Source organism: Nocardioides sp. QY071 (assembly GCF_029961765.1).
Classification (GTDB): domain Bacteria; phylum Actinomycetota; class Actinomycetes; order Propionibacteriales; family Nocardioidaceae; genus Nocardioides.
Window position 1 is genome coordinate 3618775 of record NZ_CP124681.1, and the last position, 14284, is coordinate 3633058.

A 14284-nucleotide genomic window follows, 5' to 3' on the forward strand; every position below is an offset into this window, starting at 1 on the left:
GTTATCGCCCACTTGCTGTGGATTTCCACAGTGCGGTCGGGGACGTCAGCTCACGTGCACGAGCCGGTCGATCGCGAGCGCGAAGCTCATGTCGAGCAGGCCCTGGCTGCTCCTCAGCACGACGCCGGTCAGTGACTCGATACGGCGCAGACGGTAGGCCAGCGTGTTCGGATGGATGTGCAACGCCTCCGCGGTCCGCCCTGCCTGCAGGTCGTTCTCGATGAGCACCCTGACGGTGTGGACGAGGTCCGCGTTCCTCGTGTCCTCCGGCCGTCGGAGAGGCCCCAGCGTCCGCTCCGAGAACTCGCGCAGCACGGAGGGCTCGTTCCCGGCGAGCAACAGCCGGTAGATGCCGAGATCCGCGACCTCGACGACCTTGCCGCCGGTTCCCGCGTCCTGGACCAGGCGCACTGCGCTGGAGGCCACCTGCGTAGCCAGGCGATAGTCCAGCGGTGACACGCACATCTCGCCGATCGACGCCGACGCCGTCACATTTCCTCGAGACGCGACCAGGGCCGTGATGGCCTTCGCCGTCCTCTTCGGGAGGTCCGGGGACTCCACGCGGCGGTGCAGGAGCATCACCACGGCTCCCTCGTGGTCGGCCACCAGCGAGGTGCCGGGGCTTCTCGCGGACACGGATCGCACACACGAGATCACGTGCTGGAGTGCGGCCTCCGAGGTCGGTCGCCCCTTGCCGTCGCAACTGAGGCTCGGAGGGTCCGGTCGGATCACGATCGGTACATGTGGCTGGGTCAGGTCGTGCCCGTAACTGCGAGCCCGCTCGAGGATGCGGGGCGCTCCGGACGCTTCGAGATTGAGGAGGTCGCGCACGAGGTCGCCACGCATCCGCCACTCGACGTCCTGCGCGTGCCTCTGGCTGAGCAGCTCCAGAGAGCTCACGATCGCGCCACGCTCGAACACCATGCGGTGGATGCCAGACATCGTGCGGTCCTCGCCCGATGCCCACAGAAGAGCGGCGATCTCACCGGCGAGGACGATGGGGGCGACGTAGACGACGTGGTCCTCGGACGACCGGCTGGCCAGCTCCAGCGTCTGGCAGGCGGTGGCGCGCAGCCGCTCGCGCTCAGCCGCCGGCAGGTCCGGGCCCGCGTGGTCCTGGGGCCAGGCCGCGATCGGCTCGCGGCCGGCGTACTCCTCGATGAGGATGTCGTAGCCGGTCATCTCGGCGAGCGAGCGGAGGATCGGATCGAGGCCCTTCCCCTCGAGGGCCGCCCGGTTGAGCCGTTGGTGCATGAGGTCGACCTCCTCGAGCTCGGCCATCATGGTCAGCTCGCGTTCGCGCAGGCGGGCGATCTCGATCGCCGCGGCGGCCCCCTTGGCGAGGGCCGAGAGCAGGTCGATCTGGCTCTGCTCGAACGTGCCCGCGGCTGCACCGTAGACAGTGAGGACGCCGAGCTCACCGGGGCCTGCGAGGGGAATGCTGACCAGCGACCGGTAGCCCTGCCGGCCCGCTGCGGTGCGCCAGTCGACCAAGGCCTCATCCGCGAAGAGATCCGGCAAGGTGACCGGTCGGCCGGTGCGGAAGGCTCGAGCGGACGGGGTCTCCGATCGTCCCTGCTCTCCCCCGACCACGAGGGGGGAATCCACGTTGGCCACGGTGAGGTATTCCGGGGGCAGTCCGGCCGACCCCTGGACCACCAGACGCTCCGAGCGGTCATCGGCCAGCGCGACCATGGCGTAGAGGTGGCCGGTCAGGTCGCGTGCCACTTCGGCGATGACGTCGAGGATCTCCGTGAGCGGGCGGTGCTCGACCAGGGCACGGGAGACCTTCAGCCACGCCTCGAGGGCGGCTTGGGCGTCCACGTCACTCCTCGACCTGGCCGCTTCCGGACCATGCTCCATCCTGCTCCCCGCACCTCAGACCGTGGCCGATGTCGGTGGGCAACAGTATCGCCCCTCCTCGCGGCGAGGAGGTGTCGAAGCTGCTCACGGCGCGGGTGCCATGGCGACGAACTCGTCCAGGGCAGCCGGGTTGGCGAGGCTGTCCCGGCTGGCCGCCCGTTCGATCGGCTCGCCCATCAAGATGCGCTTCACGGGGACCTCGAGGACCTTCCCGCTGAGCGTGCGCGGGATCTCCCTCACCTCCTGGACCACGTCCGGGACATGACGCGGCGAGCAGTCCTCGCGGATCCGGTGGCGGATCCGACGCGTGAGCTCGGCGTCCAGCGTCGCGCCCGGACGCAGCACCACGAACAGCCGCATGTGGTTCTCGGCGCCGGCTCGCGGGAGGTCCACGACGAGGGCATCGAGCACGTCGTACTCGGAGAGCACCGCTCGATAGACCTCACTGGTGCCCATCCGCACGCCGCCGCGGTTGATCGTGGAGTCGCTGCGTCCCGTGATGATGGCCGTCCCCCGCTCCGTGATGGTGATCCAGTCACCATGGCGCCACACGCCGGCGAAGTACTCGAAGTACGTCGCACGCAGGCGCGCACCGTCCGGGTCGCCCCACAAGGAGACGGGCATCGACGGCATCGGCTCGGTGACGACGAGCTCACCGACCTCTCCGATGACGGATCGACCCGCATCGTCCCAGGCCTCGACCTTCACGCCGAGTGCTCGTGCCTGCAGCTCACCTCGGTACACCGGCAGGGTCGGGACGCCCGCGAGCAGTGCACTCGTCACGTCGGTGCCGCCGCTGGTCGAGAAGAGCCAGATCCGCTTGCCGACGTGCTCGTAGACCCAGCTGTAGGACTCGGGCGCAAGCGGCGAGCCGGATGCTCCGATCGACCGCAGGCGCGACAGGTCGCGACCTTCGGCCGGCTCGATGCCGGCCTTCTGGCACGCGGCGAGGAACGCGGGACTGGTGCCGAAGCTGGTCATCCCGGTCTCCACGGCCAGGTCCCACAGCCGGTCGAGGGAAGGGGTCGCGGGGTTGCCGTCGTACAGGACGATCGACGCCTCGGTCAGCAGCGCGCTGACGAGGAAGTTCCACATCATCCAGCCCGTGGTCGTGAACCAGAACAAGCGGTCGTCGGGTCGTGCGTCCCAGTGCAGGTGGTGGTGCTTGACCATCTCCAACAGCACGCCGCCCTGGCTGTGCACGATGGGCTTGGGCGGGCCCGTCGTGCCCGAGCTGAAGAGCACCCACAGGGGGTGCTCGAAGGGCACCGCGACGAAGTCGAGGAGCGCGTCCACGGGTCCGAGGAACCCGTCGGCCCACCCGGTGCCGTCGAGGTAGCCGAAACGGACGGTCCGGACACCGAGCTCTCGGGCGATGGCCGCGACGTGGTCATCGCTGGCGAAGTCCTTGGCCCCGTAGCGGTACCCGTCGACGGCGAGCAGGACCGTGGGCTCGATCTGGGCGAACCGGTCGGTGACTGCGCGGATCCCGAACTCGGGGGCCGCGCTCGACCAGACGGCTCCCAGGGATGCCGTCGCGAGGAGGGCGGCCACGGTCTCGGGGATGTTGGGAAGGTACGCCGCCACGACATCGCCCTGACCGACGCCGAGCGCCTGGAGCCCAGCCCGGATGCGGGCGGTCTCGCGCCTCAGGTCCGCCCACGTCCATCGGCCGAGCGGCCGGATCTCGGAGGCGTGCTGCAGCGCGAGCGCACTGTCGTCCTTGCCGGTGAACACGTGCTGCGCGTAGTTGAGGGTCGCTCCCGGGAACCAGACGGCGCCCGGCATCGACCTGTCGGCGAGTGCCTCACTGGGCAGGTCGTGGAAGTGGATGCCGAAGTGGTCCACCACGGCGCTCCAGAAGGCCGCGACATCGTCGACCGACCAGCGCCACAGGTCGTCGTAGGAGCCTGGTCGGCCGACGTACTCGGCGAAGCGGGTGATGGCGGCGTCCTCGATGTCGCTCAGCGAGGGTGCCCAGACGATGTCGCTCATTGGTTCTCTCTGTTCAGGGAGGGTTCGCGACTCGCTCGCGCCCCTCCTGGAGTGTCGTCCGCCGCGATTGGGTTTGTCCAAGACATGAATGACATTGCTGTCATACTCTTACGGCATGGATCTTCGGCAGCTCTCGTATGTGGTCCTGCTCTCCGAGGAACGCAACTTCACCCGCGCCGCGGCCCGAGCGAACGTGGCGCAACCTGCTCTCTCCCGCCAGATCCAGAAGCTCGAACGCGAGCTGGGGGTCAGCCTGGTGGACCGGACGACGCGCAGGGTGGCGCTGACCGACGACGGACTCGTCCTGGTCGGGCATGCACGTCGGGTGCTGGCCGAGCTCGACGCGATCAGGGTCTCGATGGACAGCTCGGCGGCTGTACTGAGAGGCCGCGCGACGCTCGGGGTCACCCCCACTCCGGGCCCCGTGGACGTGCCACGTCTCCTCGCGGCCTTCAACGAGCGTCACCCGCAGGTGGAGCTGGCCGTGCGCGAGGACCTGAGCGCCCGGCTGACCGATCAGCTGCGCGCCGACGAGATCGACCTGGCGTTCGTCTCCGCCGTGGGAGCACCGCAGCGACGGGGCCTGGAGCTGACCCGGGTCGCGGAGGACCCGCTCCTGTTGGTCGTCTCCCCCACCCATCACCTGGCACGAGCGACCAGTGTCCGGATGAGCGAGCTGCGGGATGAGTCGTTCATCATGTTCCGCGCTCCGTCGACCATCCGGACGATGATCGTGCAGGCCTGTGAGGCGGCCGGCTTCGTGCCGCGCGACCAGTTCGAGACCAGCGATCCGTGGCAGGCGATGAGACTGGCCGACGCCGGTCTCGGCATCGCATTCCTCCCGCAGCACGACATCGAGCAGCGACAGCAGAGCGTCGCCTCCGTGCGACTCCAGGACCCCTCGATGCGCTACGAGGTGTTCCTGGCACGTCGCGAGGCACGACAGCTCTCGCCCGCCGCAGCCCAGCTGATGCGGGAAGCCCTCGATTCGCTCACCTTCGAGGGTCCGCTCAGGCGACCCACTCCTTGAGGCGACCGACCAGCTCGGTGGCGTCGTCACCGACCGGGGTCACCTGGAGGTTGGTCACGCCCGACTCGCGGAAGGCCTCGATCCGTTCCCTGACGTACGACGCCGGCCCGACGAGGTTGACCCGTTCCAGCAGCTCGAGCGGTACGGCGGCCTCGGCCTCCTGCTTCTTGCCATCGACGTAGAGCTCCTGGATCCGCCGGGCCTCGTCCTCGTAGCCGTACCGACGGACGAGGTCGTTGTAGAAGTTGTTGTCACGACCGCCCATGCCGCCGATGTAGAGCGCGAACATCGGACGGACCAGGTCGAGGACGCTCTTCACGTCGTCTCCGACGGCCACCACGCCACCGGCGACGATCTCCAGCGGCGCGAGATCCGCCGAGCGCGCTGCTGCGCCGGCGGCGAGCGCATCGCCCCATACCTGAGCGGCGTCCTCGGGCGAGTAGAGGAACGGCAGCCAGCCGTCGGCGTACGACGCGGCGCCCTCGACCGACCTCGGGCCCAAGGCGGCGAGGTAGATCGGGACCGTGGGACGCGGCGGCCTGCTCATCAGCTTGAGCGGCTTCCCGATGCCTCCGGGGAGCGGCAGCTGGAAAGACGATCCGTCGTGCTCCACCGGCTCACGGCGCAGGGCGGCCCGCATGATCTCCACGACCTCCTTGGTCCGACCGACCGGCCGGGTGAAGGGCAGGCCGTGCCAGCCCTCGACGACCTGCGGTCCGGAGGCACCCAGGCCGATGACGGCGCGGCCGCCGGAGACGCTGTCGAGGCCCGCTGCGGTCTGGGCGAGCAGGGTCGGCGATCGGGAGTAGACATTGAGGATCGCCGACCCGATCTCGACGGTCGAGGTGCGCGCTGCGAGGTAGCCCATCAGGGTCGGGGAGTCGAAGCCGTAGCCCTCCCCGACCCACACCATGTCGAGCCCGGCCGCCTCGAAGGCAGCGACCTGCTCGGCGGCCGCCCGCGGATCGGCGACCGCCAGCATGGTCGACAGCCTCACGTCCCAGGGGCCTTCGACACGGTGGCGTTCGACGCGGGCGCCGCGGAGTCGAAGCTGGCGCCCAGCCCGACGCTGGCGCCTCCGTCGACCGCGGTCACCGTGCCCGTCACGTAACGGGCTCCCGGAGAGACCAGCGCGGCGACCAGGTCCGCGAGCTCCTGGGGTGCGCCGATGCGTCCCAGCGGCGCCGTGCGCCCCAACCGCTCCTTGGACAGCTCAGGCTGACGCTCGATGGTCTTGGCGAGCAGCGAGGTGTCGAAATAGCCGGCCATCAGCGTGTTGACGCTGATGTTCTGGGCAGCGATCTCGAGTGCGAGGGTCTGCGCGTAGCCGATCACCGCCGACCACACCGTCGTCGGCGCGGCCATGCCGACCGCGGGACGCTGGGCAACGGCCGACACGACGTTGAGGATGCTCCCGCCCTCGGCCGTCATGTACGGCAGCGTGGCCCGCACGGACCTGACGACATAGAAGAAGTGCCGTTCGAAGGCCTGCAGCCAGACCTCGTCGGTGAGCTCGGAGATCCGCCGGATCGGCGGCCCGCCGTCGTTGGTCACCAGCACGTGGACGGCGTCCCCGAAACGCTCCACCGTCGAGGCGGTCACGCCCTCCAGGTCCGCAGCGCTGGAGCAGTCGCCCGCCAGGCCGAGGACCCGCTCCGCGCCGTACCTCTCGGCGAGCTGCCTCTCCGCGGCGGCGACCTTCTCCGCGCGCCGTGCGAAGAAGGCGACATGGGCGCCCTCGGCGAGGAGGCGATCGGCGATCGCGAAGCCGAGCCCGTCGCTGCCGCCGCCGACGATCGCGACCTTTCCGCTCAGTCCCAGGTCCATCACGCCACTCCGATCTCAGTAAGGAAGGTCTCGGCATTGCCCGAGAAGACGTCGTCCAGGACGTCGTCGGGATAGCCCTGCTCGCGCCACTCGGCGACCAGTCGTTCGTGGCTGAGCATCGGGTAGTCGGCGCCGAAGAAGATCCGCTTGCGCAGCCGCTTCCCGATCTCGCGCTTGAGCTCGTCGGGGAAGTAGCGCGGGGACCAGCCGTGGAGCTCCATCCAGACGTTCCCCTTGTGCAGGGCGGTCGCGATCATCTCCGACTGCCAGGGCCAGGCCACCCGGCCGGCGATCACGTTGAGATCGGGGTGGCGCGCGGCCACCCGGTCGACGTAACGCGGGTGGCTGCCCTCCAGGGTGATGCCCATGCCGCCGCGGGTGCCGGCGCCGGTCGCCGACATCCCGACGTGCATGAGGACGGGACGGCCGGCCTCGCGGCACAGATTCAGGCAGTCCTCCCACTCCGGCTCGTCCGGGGTTCCGGCCGGCGTGAGCGAGTGCACCGCGAGCCCGATCAGCCCGGGCCCGTCGCTGAGGCAGCGCTCCAGCTCCTTGACGTGCGCCGGCTGCGTGGGATCGATGCCGATCCAGTGGCCGAGGACGACGTCGGGGTTGCGGCGCGCGAAGTCGAAGGCGTAGTCGTGCTGCTCCCGGACGGCGCCGACGTCCAAGGTGTAGGTGAAGGCGAAGTCGAGCATCACCCGGGCGTTCGCCGTACGGAAGTGCTCGGCCTGCTCCTCGTCGCTGACGAAGCTCATGCCCCACTTGAAGTAGCCCCGCAGCGCCTCGCGGTCCGCTGCGGTCTCATACGGACTTCCTCGCCACCCTCGTTCGGTGCCCCAATGCGAGTGGAGGTCGATCAGGCGGGGGATCGTGTCTGTGCTCAAGGCTGAGCGCCTTTCCTTGGTGGTGCGGATCTGATGGATCGGATGGATCTGATGGGTCAGTGCACGTTCCGGGTGGTGTCGCGCCAATAGAGGGCCCGCAGTGACTTCTTGTCGACCTTCCCGACGGCCGTCTGGGGCAGCGAGTCGACGACCACGACCTCCTTGGGCGCGTACATCGAGCCCTTGACCTGCTTGACGAAGGCCTGGAGCGCGGGCGCGTCGATCTCCTGTCCCGCGCGGGCCACCACGAATGCGGTGACGATCTCGCCCCATCGCTCGTCGGGTGCGCCGATCACGGCGGCCGAGCTCACCGAGGGATGGCCGGTCAGGGCCGCCTCGACCTCGCTGGCGTAGATGTTGAATCCGCCGGAGATGATCATGTCCTTCTTGCGGTCCACGATGTAGAGCAGCCCCTCGTCATCTTGACGAGCGAGGTCGCCGGTGTGGAGCCAGCCGTCCTTGAGTGCCTCAGCGGTCTGTTCCGGCAGGTTCCGATAGCCGAGCATGACGCCACGGTTGCGCATGACGATCTCACCGACCTCACCCACAGGCACGTCGTTGCCGTCGTCGTCGACCAGCCGGATCCGGTTGCCGAGAGCCGGCCGGCCGCACGACCCGAGTTGCTCCAGGTCGGCCGTCTCGTGAGCGGCCTTGGGCAGCACGGTCCCGATGCCGGTCGACTCGGTCTGGCCGTAGATCTGGGAGAAGACCGGTCCGATGCGTTCGCGCGCCTCGGCCAGTCGCACCGGCGACATCGGCCCGGTCGCGTACCAGAACACCTCGAGGCTCGACAGGTCCCTGGTCTCCGGCCGGGCGTGGTCGAGCAGCGTGTAGATCATCGTCGGCATCCCGATGAGGCAGTTCACGCGCTCGGCCTCGATCACGTCGAGGAACCTGCCGGGCTCGAAGCCCTGCTCGACGACGACGGTCCCGCCGCGCAACAGCGTCGGGACGACGCTGAGCACGGTGGCGTGGGTGAGCGGTGCCGCGGCCAGGTAGCGCGGCAGCTGCGGCTGCTCGAAGTCCACCAGGTGCGTGAGCGCCATCTGCGCCATCGCCCGGTGCGGCAGCATCACGCCCTTGGGCCGACCGGTCGTGCCGCCGGTGTACTGCAGCCACGCGACGTCGGACTCGGTGGCCGGCCCGGCATCGAGCGGGCGTGCGGCGTATGACTCGCCTTCGGGCAGGCCGCCGTCGGCCGGTACCACCAGCAGGTGGCGCAACGAGTCAACCTGGCCGAGGACCTCCCGGCCGTGCTCCTCGAGACTCGCAGAGACCACGAGCACGGCTGCCTCGGCGTCCTCGCAGACCACGATGTGGTCCTGCACCGAGGCGAGCGCCTGGAGCCCCGTGAATCGCCCACCGAGGAGGTACGTCGCGGCCTGCACGATCCAGGACTCGGGCATGTTCGGGCTGAGCATGGTGACGCCCACCCCCAGGCCGACGCCGCGCTGACTGAGGGCACCCATGTACTGCGAGACCAGGTGCCGCACCTGGGCGTAGGTCAATCGCCGGTCCCCCGCGACGAACGCCTCCGCGGAGTGGTGCCGCGTCAATGACTGGACGATGAGGTCGCTCAGCGTCGCACCGGCCGAGGCCGTCGACGGCGAGTTGCTCTGAGAGGTAGCGGACGGAGTCACCCCACCAGCGTGGGCTTCCACCCGAGGGGGCTGCCACCGATGTTCGGCCAGGAACTACGGCTAGCCCGCCAACTTCTCAGCCGTGGGCAGGTCGGAGGACCGAGCCGACGAGCGATAGCGGCCAGGTGTCTGACCGACCAGCTCGGTGAAGACGTCGATGAAGCTGCTGGGATTCGACCAGCCCAGCCGGATCGCCGTCTCGGTGACCGAGGCACCGTCGCTGAGCTCGATCAGCGCCCGCTGGATGCGCAGCAGGGTGCGCCACCGGTGGAAGCTCATCGACAGCTCGCTGCCGAACAGGCGGCTCAGGGTGCGCTCACTGGCGCCGATGCGATGGCCCAGCTCGGCCAGGGTCGCCGGGCTCGCCGGGTCCGCGTGGAGCAGGTCGGTGACCGCCTTGAGACGCCGGTCGCTCGGCTCCGGGAGGCGCAGTGGCTCCTGTTCGGCGCGAGCGAGCTCGGCGAGCACGACGTCGATCAGCAGCCGCGCACGGGCGCTGCCCAGCGGCTCGCCCTCGCTCATCAGCGCCAGATAGGCCTCGCGCAGCAACGCGCTCGCCACGAAGACCGACGGCTCGGCCGGCAGGTCACCGGACAGCGTCACGGGCAGCGACAGCACGCTGATGTCGGTCTCGCCGTACGCCTTGCTGCTGTGCACCGCGAAGGGCGGCACCCACATGATCCGACTGGCCGGCGCCACCCAAGTGCCCACCTCGGTCGCGGTGACGAGGGCCCCACGCGCGGCGTAGCGGAGCTGGCCGTGGTCGTGGAAGTGGGGGGCCACGTCAGCGCCATGGGGCAGCGACGCCGACAACGGTGCGTCGTCGTTGCAGAAGATCGGCTCGCCGTTGAGGTCGGACATGCGATCGAGATTACGCGCCGTTGGCGGGTTATCGGAAGAACCTGGCGCGATACCGGTGGTACGCCAGACGCCGCGGACGGCATCGTGGAGACATGTCACAACAGATGAGGACGACGGGCCCGATCGCGGTCTTCGGCGCGACCGGCCGACAGGGCGGAGCGGTCGTCGACGCTCTGCTGGACCGCCAAGCCCCGGTGCGGGCGCTGGTCCGCGACCCACAGTCCGACAGGGCTCAGGCGCTGGCCGCCCGCGGCGTGGATCTGGCCGCCGTCCGGACCGACGACCCGGCGTCGATGGCCGCAGCGCTGACGGAGGTCGAGGCGTTCTCCTTCATGACCCCGGAGGCGAACAGCCTGGACGAGGTCGAGACGGAGATCCGCATCGGCACCGCGCTCGTCGACGCGGCGGTCGCGGCACGCGTCCCCCACGTCGTGTTCAACTCGGTCTTCGGCGCGGACCAGGAGTCGGGTGTGCCGCACCACGACTCGAAGCACACGATTGAGGAGCGGCTGAGGGCGTGCGGCCTCAGGGCCACGATGGTTCGTTCGGCTCCCTTCATGGAGGAGATGGCACCGAAGCTGGAGCACGGAGAGATCGTGCTGAGGGTGCCGATGCCGGAGGACGTCGCCCTGAAGATGGTCTCGGTCAGGGACGTCGGCCGCGTCGCCGCCGCGCTCCTGCTCGGCACCGCGGAGGCACCCGGCGGAGCCGTCGAGCTCGTCGGCGACGAGCTGACGGGGCCGCAGATCGCCGCTGCGTTCGGCGCTCACGCCGGCCTCCCGGCACGTTACGAGGCCCTCCCGTTGAGCGTGCTTCCCAGCGAGCTCGACAGGGAGATGTTCCGCCAGTTCGCCACGATGGGGGAAGTCCCCTCGGACCTTGCAGTGGCGCGGGCGATCGAGCCGGCCACCCTCGACCTGGCCGGGTGGATCCGAGCCACCGGCTGGACCGTGCCCGCGAACGGGACCGGCTCCTGAGCCTCCGGCTGCGATGAACCCGTAGCGCAAACGGCCGGCACGGCATTGACCGTGCCGGCCGCAACATTGCTCGGGCGCCTTTCACCTAGGCTGGTGTGCCCAACTTGCTAGGACGTGAATGCGGCGGTGATCCCGCCGATGCTCGCGAACTCGGCGTGGACCGACATCCCTCCGGTCACAGGAACGGATGCGTGGAGCGCGCCGGCAAGCACCAGATCGCCTGGCCGCAAGGAGACGCCGAACTCGGCCAGCTTGTTGGCAAGCCAGACCAGCCCGCGAATCGGGTTCCCCAGCACGGCAGCCCCGGCCGCCGTTGACACGACCTCACCGTCAATCGTGAGGACCATGCCCATGGTGGGGAGATCGAGGTCAGCGATCGGCGTCACGACATTGCCGCGAACCACCTTCGCGCAGGATGCGTTGTCGGCGACGGTGTCGGTCAAGCCGATCTGCCACGCGTTGATGCGGCTGTCGATTACCTCGATGACAGGAAGGGCGCCCGCGATCGCCTCGCGTGCGTCAGCCTCCGTGACGCCCGGTCCGCGCAGCTCGCGCTCCATCACGAAGGCGACTTCGGCCTCGACCCGCGGCTGGATCAGACCAGAGACAGGGATCGGTTGACCGTCGTCGACGAGCATGTCGGCGAAGAGCACCCCGTAGTCGGGTTCCTCGACGCCGAGTTGCTCCTGCATGGCCACCGACGTGAGGCCGACCTTCTGACCGACGATGACGCCGCCATCGCGGAGGCGACGAGAGACATTCAGCTGCTGGATCCGATAGGCGTCCTCGACGCTCAGGCCCGGGACCTGCTCCGACAACGGTGGCATGGTGGTGCTGGTCGACTCCGCGCGGTGAAGCTGCGCCGCAAGGTCCTCGAGGCTCGGGGACACCGGGCCCGCAGCGCTTGATGCTTCGCCGCTGGCCACGCTGATCGTCTTCAACTCACCCAACACGGACATCGCCCTACGCCGAACGGACTGGTGCAACTCGTCGGCGAAGAACTCGTTCCTGCCTTCCAGATCATCGAACGTGAGGATGGCCGCGTGGGTGAAGGGTTCGGACGACTCCGGGAAGTCCCGGTTCTCGCTGATCGAGACGGCCTTGACGGTGGGGATGGTGGCGAGACTCCGGATACCGTCGAGGACCTCCTCCGCCTCCGCTCGTGGCGTGTCCTTGCGGAACCAGAAGAGCATCACGTGGTGAATCACTTCGTACTCCTTGCATACGTTGGTCGGGGCGAGGACGCGCGCCTGGCCCTGGAGGACCCCGGATCCGGCGGACAGGCGCCGGTCAGACGCTCTCTGCGTCGGGGATCACGGGGAGCAGCAGCTCCGAGGGATGCTCAGGTCCCGAGAGAACGGTGATGCGCGTGGCCGCGAGCACCTCGCTCGGCCGGTCGACGGGGTCGTTGTGAACGAACGGTCCGACACCGGTCGAGTCGAGAGACATCATTCCTTCCGCACCACGCCCCTGACCGTGGTCGAAGTCGCGGCCCAGGACGGTTAGTCCGAGCACGTGGCCCTTCGGGACGACGATCGAGGTCGGCCAGATCTCGATGGCCAGCTCGACCACCTCGCCGGGCGAGAGCGGCTTCTCGGAGGTGTGCGGGTGGTAGGGCCGGTAGGGCCGAGAGCGCGCTTCGTCCAGCTCCCGGTGGGAGGCGCGAAGCCAGCCCTGCGACAGAGGAACCTGGGGATCGACCGCTCCCTCGAACAGGACCTCCCGACCGTCCGGGTCGAACAACCGCAGGACGACGAAGACGTCCGCGTCCGTGGTCGAAGAGGAGATCCAGAGCCTGCACGCAAGAGGACCGGTGATCTCGGTCGCGTGCGGGAAGGGGGCCGTCCTCAGATCCAGCCCGCCTCCCAGCGCGTCGAACGTCGCGCGCGCAGTTTCTCGCGGCGCGTCCTCGAGGCTGAGAGTCGCAACGTCTAGGAACACCTTTCGCCAGTCCGTACGGCCGATCGGCCACTCGCTCTCCTTGCGGAGAACGAATTTCTCACCGGGGTGCCGGATCTGGAGCTGGACCGGAGGCTCGTTCCCCCAGTCTCCCTCCCCCTTCAGGAAGAAGTCGAAGAAGCGCCGCTGGAGGTCGACTCCTTCGCGACTGTAGAAGCGCGCGAAGTGATTGCCGCCGTGGATCTCCAACCACTTCTGCTCGGACCCCGCATCGACGTACCCCTCCACGTTGCCGCGCAGGTGGAGCCCATCGCCGCCCCAGTTGCCGGCCGATAACAACGGAACCTCGATGTCGGCGAGGCGGCCCGACCTGGAGCGGTAGTAGTCGTTGTCGAACTGGCTCTCCTGCATGCCCGCATAGATGTCCACGCGATTGCGAGCAAGCTCGTCGTCGGTGAGCTCCTCGCTCCCCGACGCCAACTCCCCGGTGAACGAGTTGGTCCAGCCACGCGCGCCGAGCCCGTGCTGCACCTTGAGAGGCTGCGCCTTGGACCAGTTGCGCGAGAACTCCGACAGGATTCCTCCATGTCGCGAGACGTCGCGGTACCAGTCCGATGCTCCCTCCCACGGGCAGAACGCGGCGAGATGGGGCGGACGACGTGACGCGGCCGTCCATTGGACGATGGCCATGTACGACACACCGGTCAGCCCGATTCTTCCCGTGGACCACGGCTGAGACGCGGCCCACTCGATCGAGTCGTAGATGTCGTCAGCCTCGACCGCGGACATGTTGTCCATGACGCCCGGGGACCGGCCTGTCCCCCGCGCGTCGACTCGTACGACGGTGTAGCCGAAGGGCACCCAGCGCTCCGGGTCCGGGAGCTCCCAGGACATGAACTGGCCGGATGACCCTTCGAGCACCTCGGGGCACTGCTCCAGGAGGATCTCCCACGCGGCGGGATAGGCATCCTGCATCGGGAGGTTCTTGCCGTAGCCGCCATAGCTGAGCAGGACGGGGTGTCGACCCTCGCCTCGGGGCCGGAAGACGTCGGCACGCAGGACGGCGCCATCGCGCATGACGATGGGAACGTCCTGCTCGTAGGCGAGATCGGCCACGAGCGCGAGCCGCTCGATAGCGTGCGCGTCCTCGCGCTGGTTGTTCTCCATGAGGGCTTCTCCTAGGTCGGCGTCCGCGCCGAGAGCGCATCCGAGGCAGTTGGCGACTGAACCTTGACGCGACAACTCTCGCTTTAAGCGAGACTAGACGTCGGCCCGTTGGCTATGCAAGACATTTCGCGTTAGCAG

12 protein-coding genes are annotated in these 14284 nt (G+C 68.9%); 3 read left to right on the forward strand and 9 right to left on the reverse strand.

The features are described from left to right. Nucleotides 1–45: 45 nt before the first annotated feature. Nucleotides 46–1824, reverse strand: a complete 1779-nt coding sequence (locus tag QI633_RS17480) for a GAF domain-containing protein (RefSeq protein WP_282426491.1) — start codon at nucleotides 1822–1824, stop codon at nucleotides 46–48. Nucleotides 1825–1947: 123 nt separating this feature from the next. Then, complete coding sequence (locus QI633_RS17485; protein ID WP_282426492.1) at nucleotides 1948–3858, reverse strand: acetoacetate--CoA ligase; 1911 nt, start codon at nucleotides 3856–3858, stop codon at nucleotides 1948–1950. A gap of 115 nt (nucleotides 3859–3973) precedes the next feature. On the opposite strand from QI633_RS17485, the gene QI633_RS17490 reads away from it, so the two are divergent. Next, entirely contained in the window at nucleotides 3974–4888 is a 915-nt protein-coding gene (locus tag QI633_RS17490; RefSeq protein ID WP_282426493.1) for a LysR family transcriptional regulator, read from the forward strand. Here the strand turns inward: QI633_RS17490 and QI633_RS17495 are convergent. The 5 genes from QI633_RS17495 to QI633_RS17515 form a co-directional block, all read right to left on the reverse strand. Further along, nucleotides 4869–5885 carry an LLM class F420-dependent oxidoreductase gene (locus QI633_RS17495; protein WP_282426494.1) on the reverse strand — a complete coding sequence of 339 codons (1017 nt, stop codon included), beginning with the start codon at nucleotides 5883–5885 and terminating at the stop codon, nucleotides 4869–4871. The two genes, QI633_RS17490 and QI633_RS17495, sit on opposite strands and share 20 nt — an antisense overlap. Continuing rightward, complete coding sequence (locus QI633_RS17500; RefSeq protein WP_282426495.1) at nucleotides 5882–6715, reverse strand: SDR family oxidoreductase; 834 nt, start codon at nucleotides 6713–6715, stop codon at nucleotides 5882–5884. The genes QI633_RS17495 and QI633_RS17500 overlap by 4 nt, the downstream gene beginning before the upstream one ends. Further along, complete coding sequence (locus tag QI633_RS17505; RefSeq protein WP_282426496.1) at nucleotides 6715–7473, reverse strand: amidohydrolase family protein; 759 nt, start codon at nucleotides 7471–7473, stop codon at nucleotides 6715–6717. The genes QI633_RS17500 and QI633_RS17505 overlap by 1 nt, the downstream gene beginning before the upstream one ends. 185 nt (nucleotides 7474–7658) lie before the next feature. Then, a complete protein-coding gene (locus QI633_RS17510) occupies nucleotides 7659–9242 on the reverse strand; it encodes an AMP-binding protein (RefSeq protein WP_282426497.1) in 1584 nt (527 codons plus the stop codon). Nucleotides 9243–9302: 60 nt separating this feature from the next. Then, the gene (locus QI633_RS17515) at nucleotides 9303–10103 is read right to left on the reverse strand and encodes a helix-turn-helix transcriptional regulator (RefSeq protein ID WP_282426498.1); all 801 of its coding nucleotides are present in this window, start codon (nucleotides 10101–10103) and stop codon (nucleotides 9303–9305) included. Between the two features lie 92 nt (nucleotides 10104–10195). Here QI633_RS17515 and QI633_RS17520 point away from each other — a divergent pair, with 92 nt between their 5' ends. Then, entirely contained in the window at nucleotides 10196–11080 is an 885-nt protein-coding gene (locus QI633_RS17520) for an NmrA/HSCARG family protein (RefSeq protein WP_282426499.1), read from the forward strand. Nucleotides 11081–11187: 107 nt separating this feature from the next. Here the strand turns inward: QI633_RS17520 and QI633_RS17525 are convergent, their stop codons facing one another. Together QI633_RS17525 and QI633_RS17530 are read right to left on the reverse strand one after the other, a co-directional pair. Then, a complete protein-coding gene (locus QI633_RS17525) occupies nucleotides 11188–12288 on the reverse strand; it encodes a fumarylacetoacetate hydrolase family protein (protein WP_282426500.1) in 1101 nt (366 codons plus the stop codon). Between the two features lie 82 nt (nucleotides 12289–12370). Continuing rightward, the gene (locus tag QI633_RS17530; protein ID WP_282429313.1) at nucleotides 12371–14056 is read right to left on the reverse strand and encodes a CocE/NonD family hydrolase; all 1686 of its coding nucleotides are present in this window, start codon (nucleotides 14054–14056) and stop codon (nucleotides 12371–12373) included. Between QI633_RS17530 and QI633_RS17535 the strand changes: the two genes are divergently transcribed. Beyond that, entirely contained in the window at nucleotides 13997–14161 is a 165-nt protein-coding gene (locus QI633_RS17535; RefSeq protein ID WP_282429335.1) for a hypothetical protein, read from the forward strand. The genes QI633_RS17530 and QI633_RS17535 overlap by 60 nt on opposite strands. The last annotated feature ends 123 nt before the right edge of the window (nucleotides 14162–14284 follow it).

Excerpts from the sequence above, each read along its gene's own strand:
- QI633_RS17485 (WP_282426492.1), bottom strand. The coding sequence starts at position 3,858 with ATGAGCGACATCGTCTGGGCACCCTCGCTGAGCGACATCGAGGACGCC.
- QI633_RS17490 (WP_282426493.1), top strand. The coding sequence starts at position 3,974 with ATGGATCTTCGGCAGCTCTCGTATGTGGTCCTGCTCTCCGAGGAACGC.
- QI633_RS17500 (WP_282426495.1), bottom strand. The coding sequence starts at position 6,715 with ATGGACCTGGGACTGAGCGGAAAGGTCGCGATCGTCGGCGGCGGCAGC.
- QI633_RS17505 (WP_282426496.1), bottom strand. The coding sequence starts at position 7,473 with ATGAGCTTCGTCAGCGACGAGGAGCAGGCCGAGCACTTCCGTACGGCG.
- QI633_RS17515 (WP_282426498.1), bottom strand. The coding sequence starts at position 10,103 with ATGTCCGACCTCAACGGCGAGCCGATCTTCTGCAACGACGACGCACCG.
- QI633_RS17520 (WP_282426499.1), top strand. The coding sequence starts at position 10,196 with ATGTCACAACAGATGAGGACGACGGGCCCGATCGCGGTCTTCGGCGCG.
- QI633_RS17530 (WP_282429313.1), bottom strand. The coding sequence starts at position 14,056 with ATGCGCGATGGCGCCGTCCTGCGTGCCGACGTCTTCCGGCCCCGAGGC.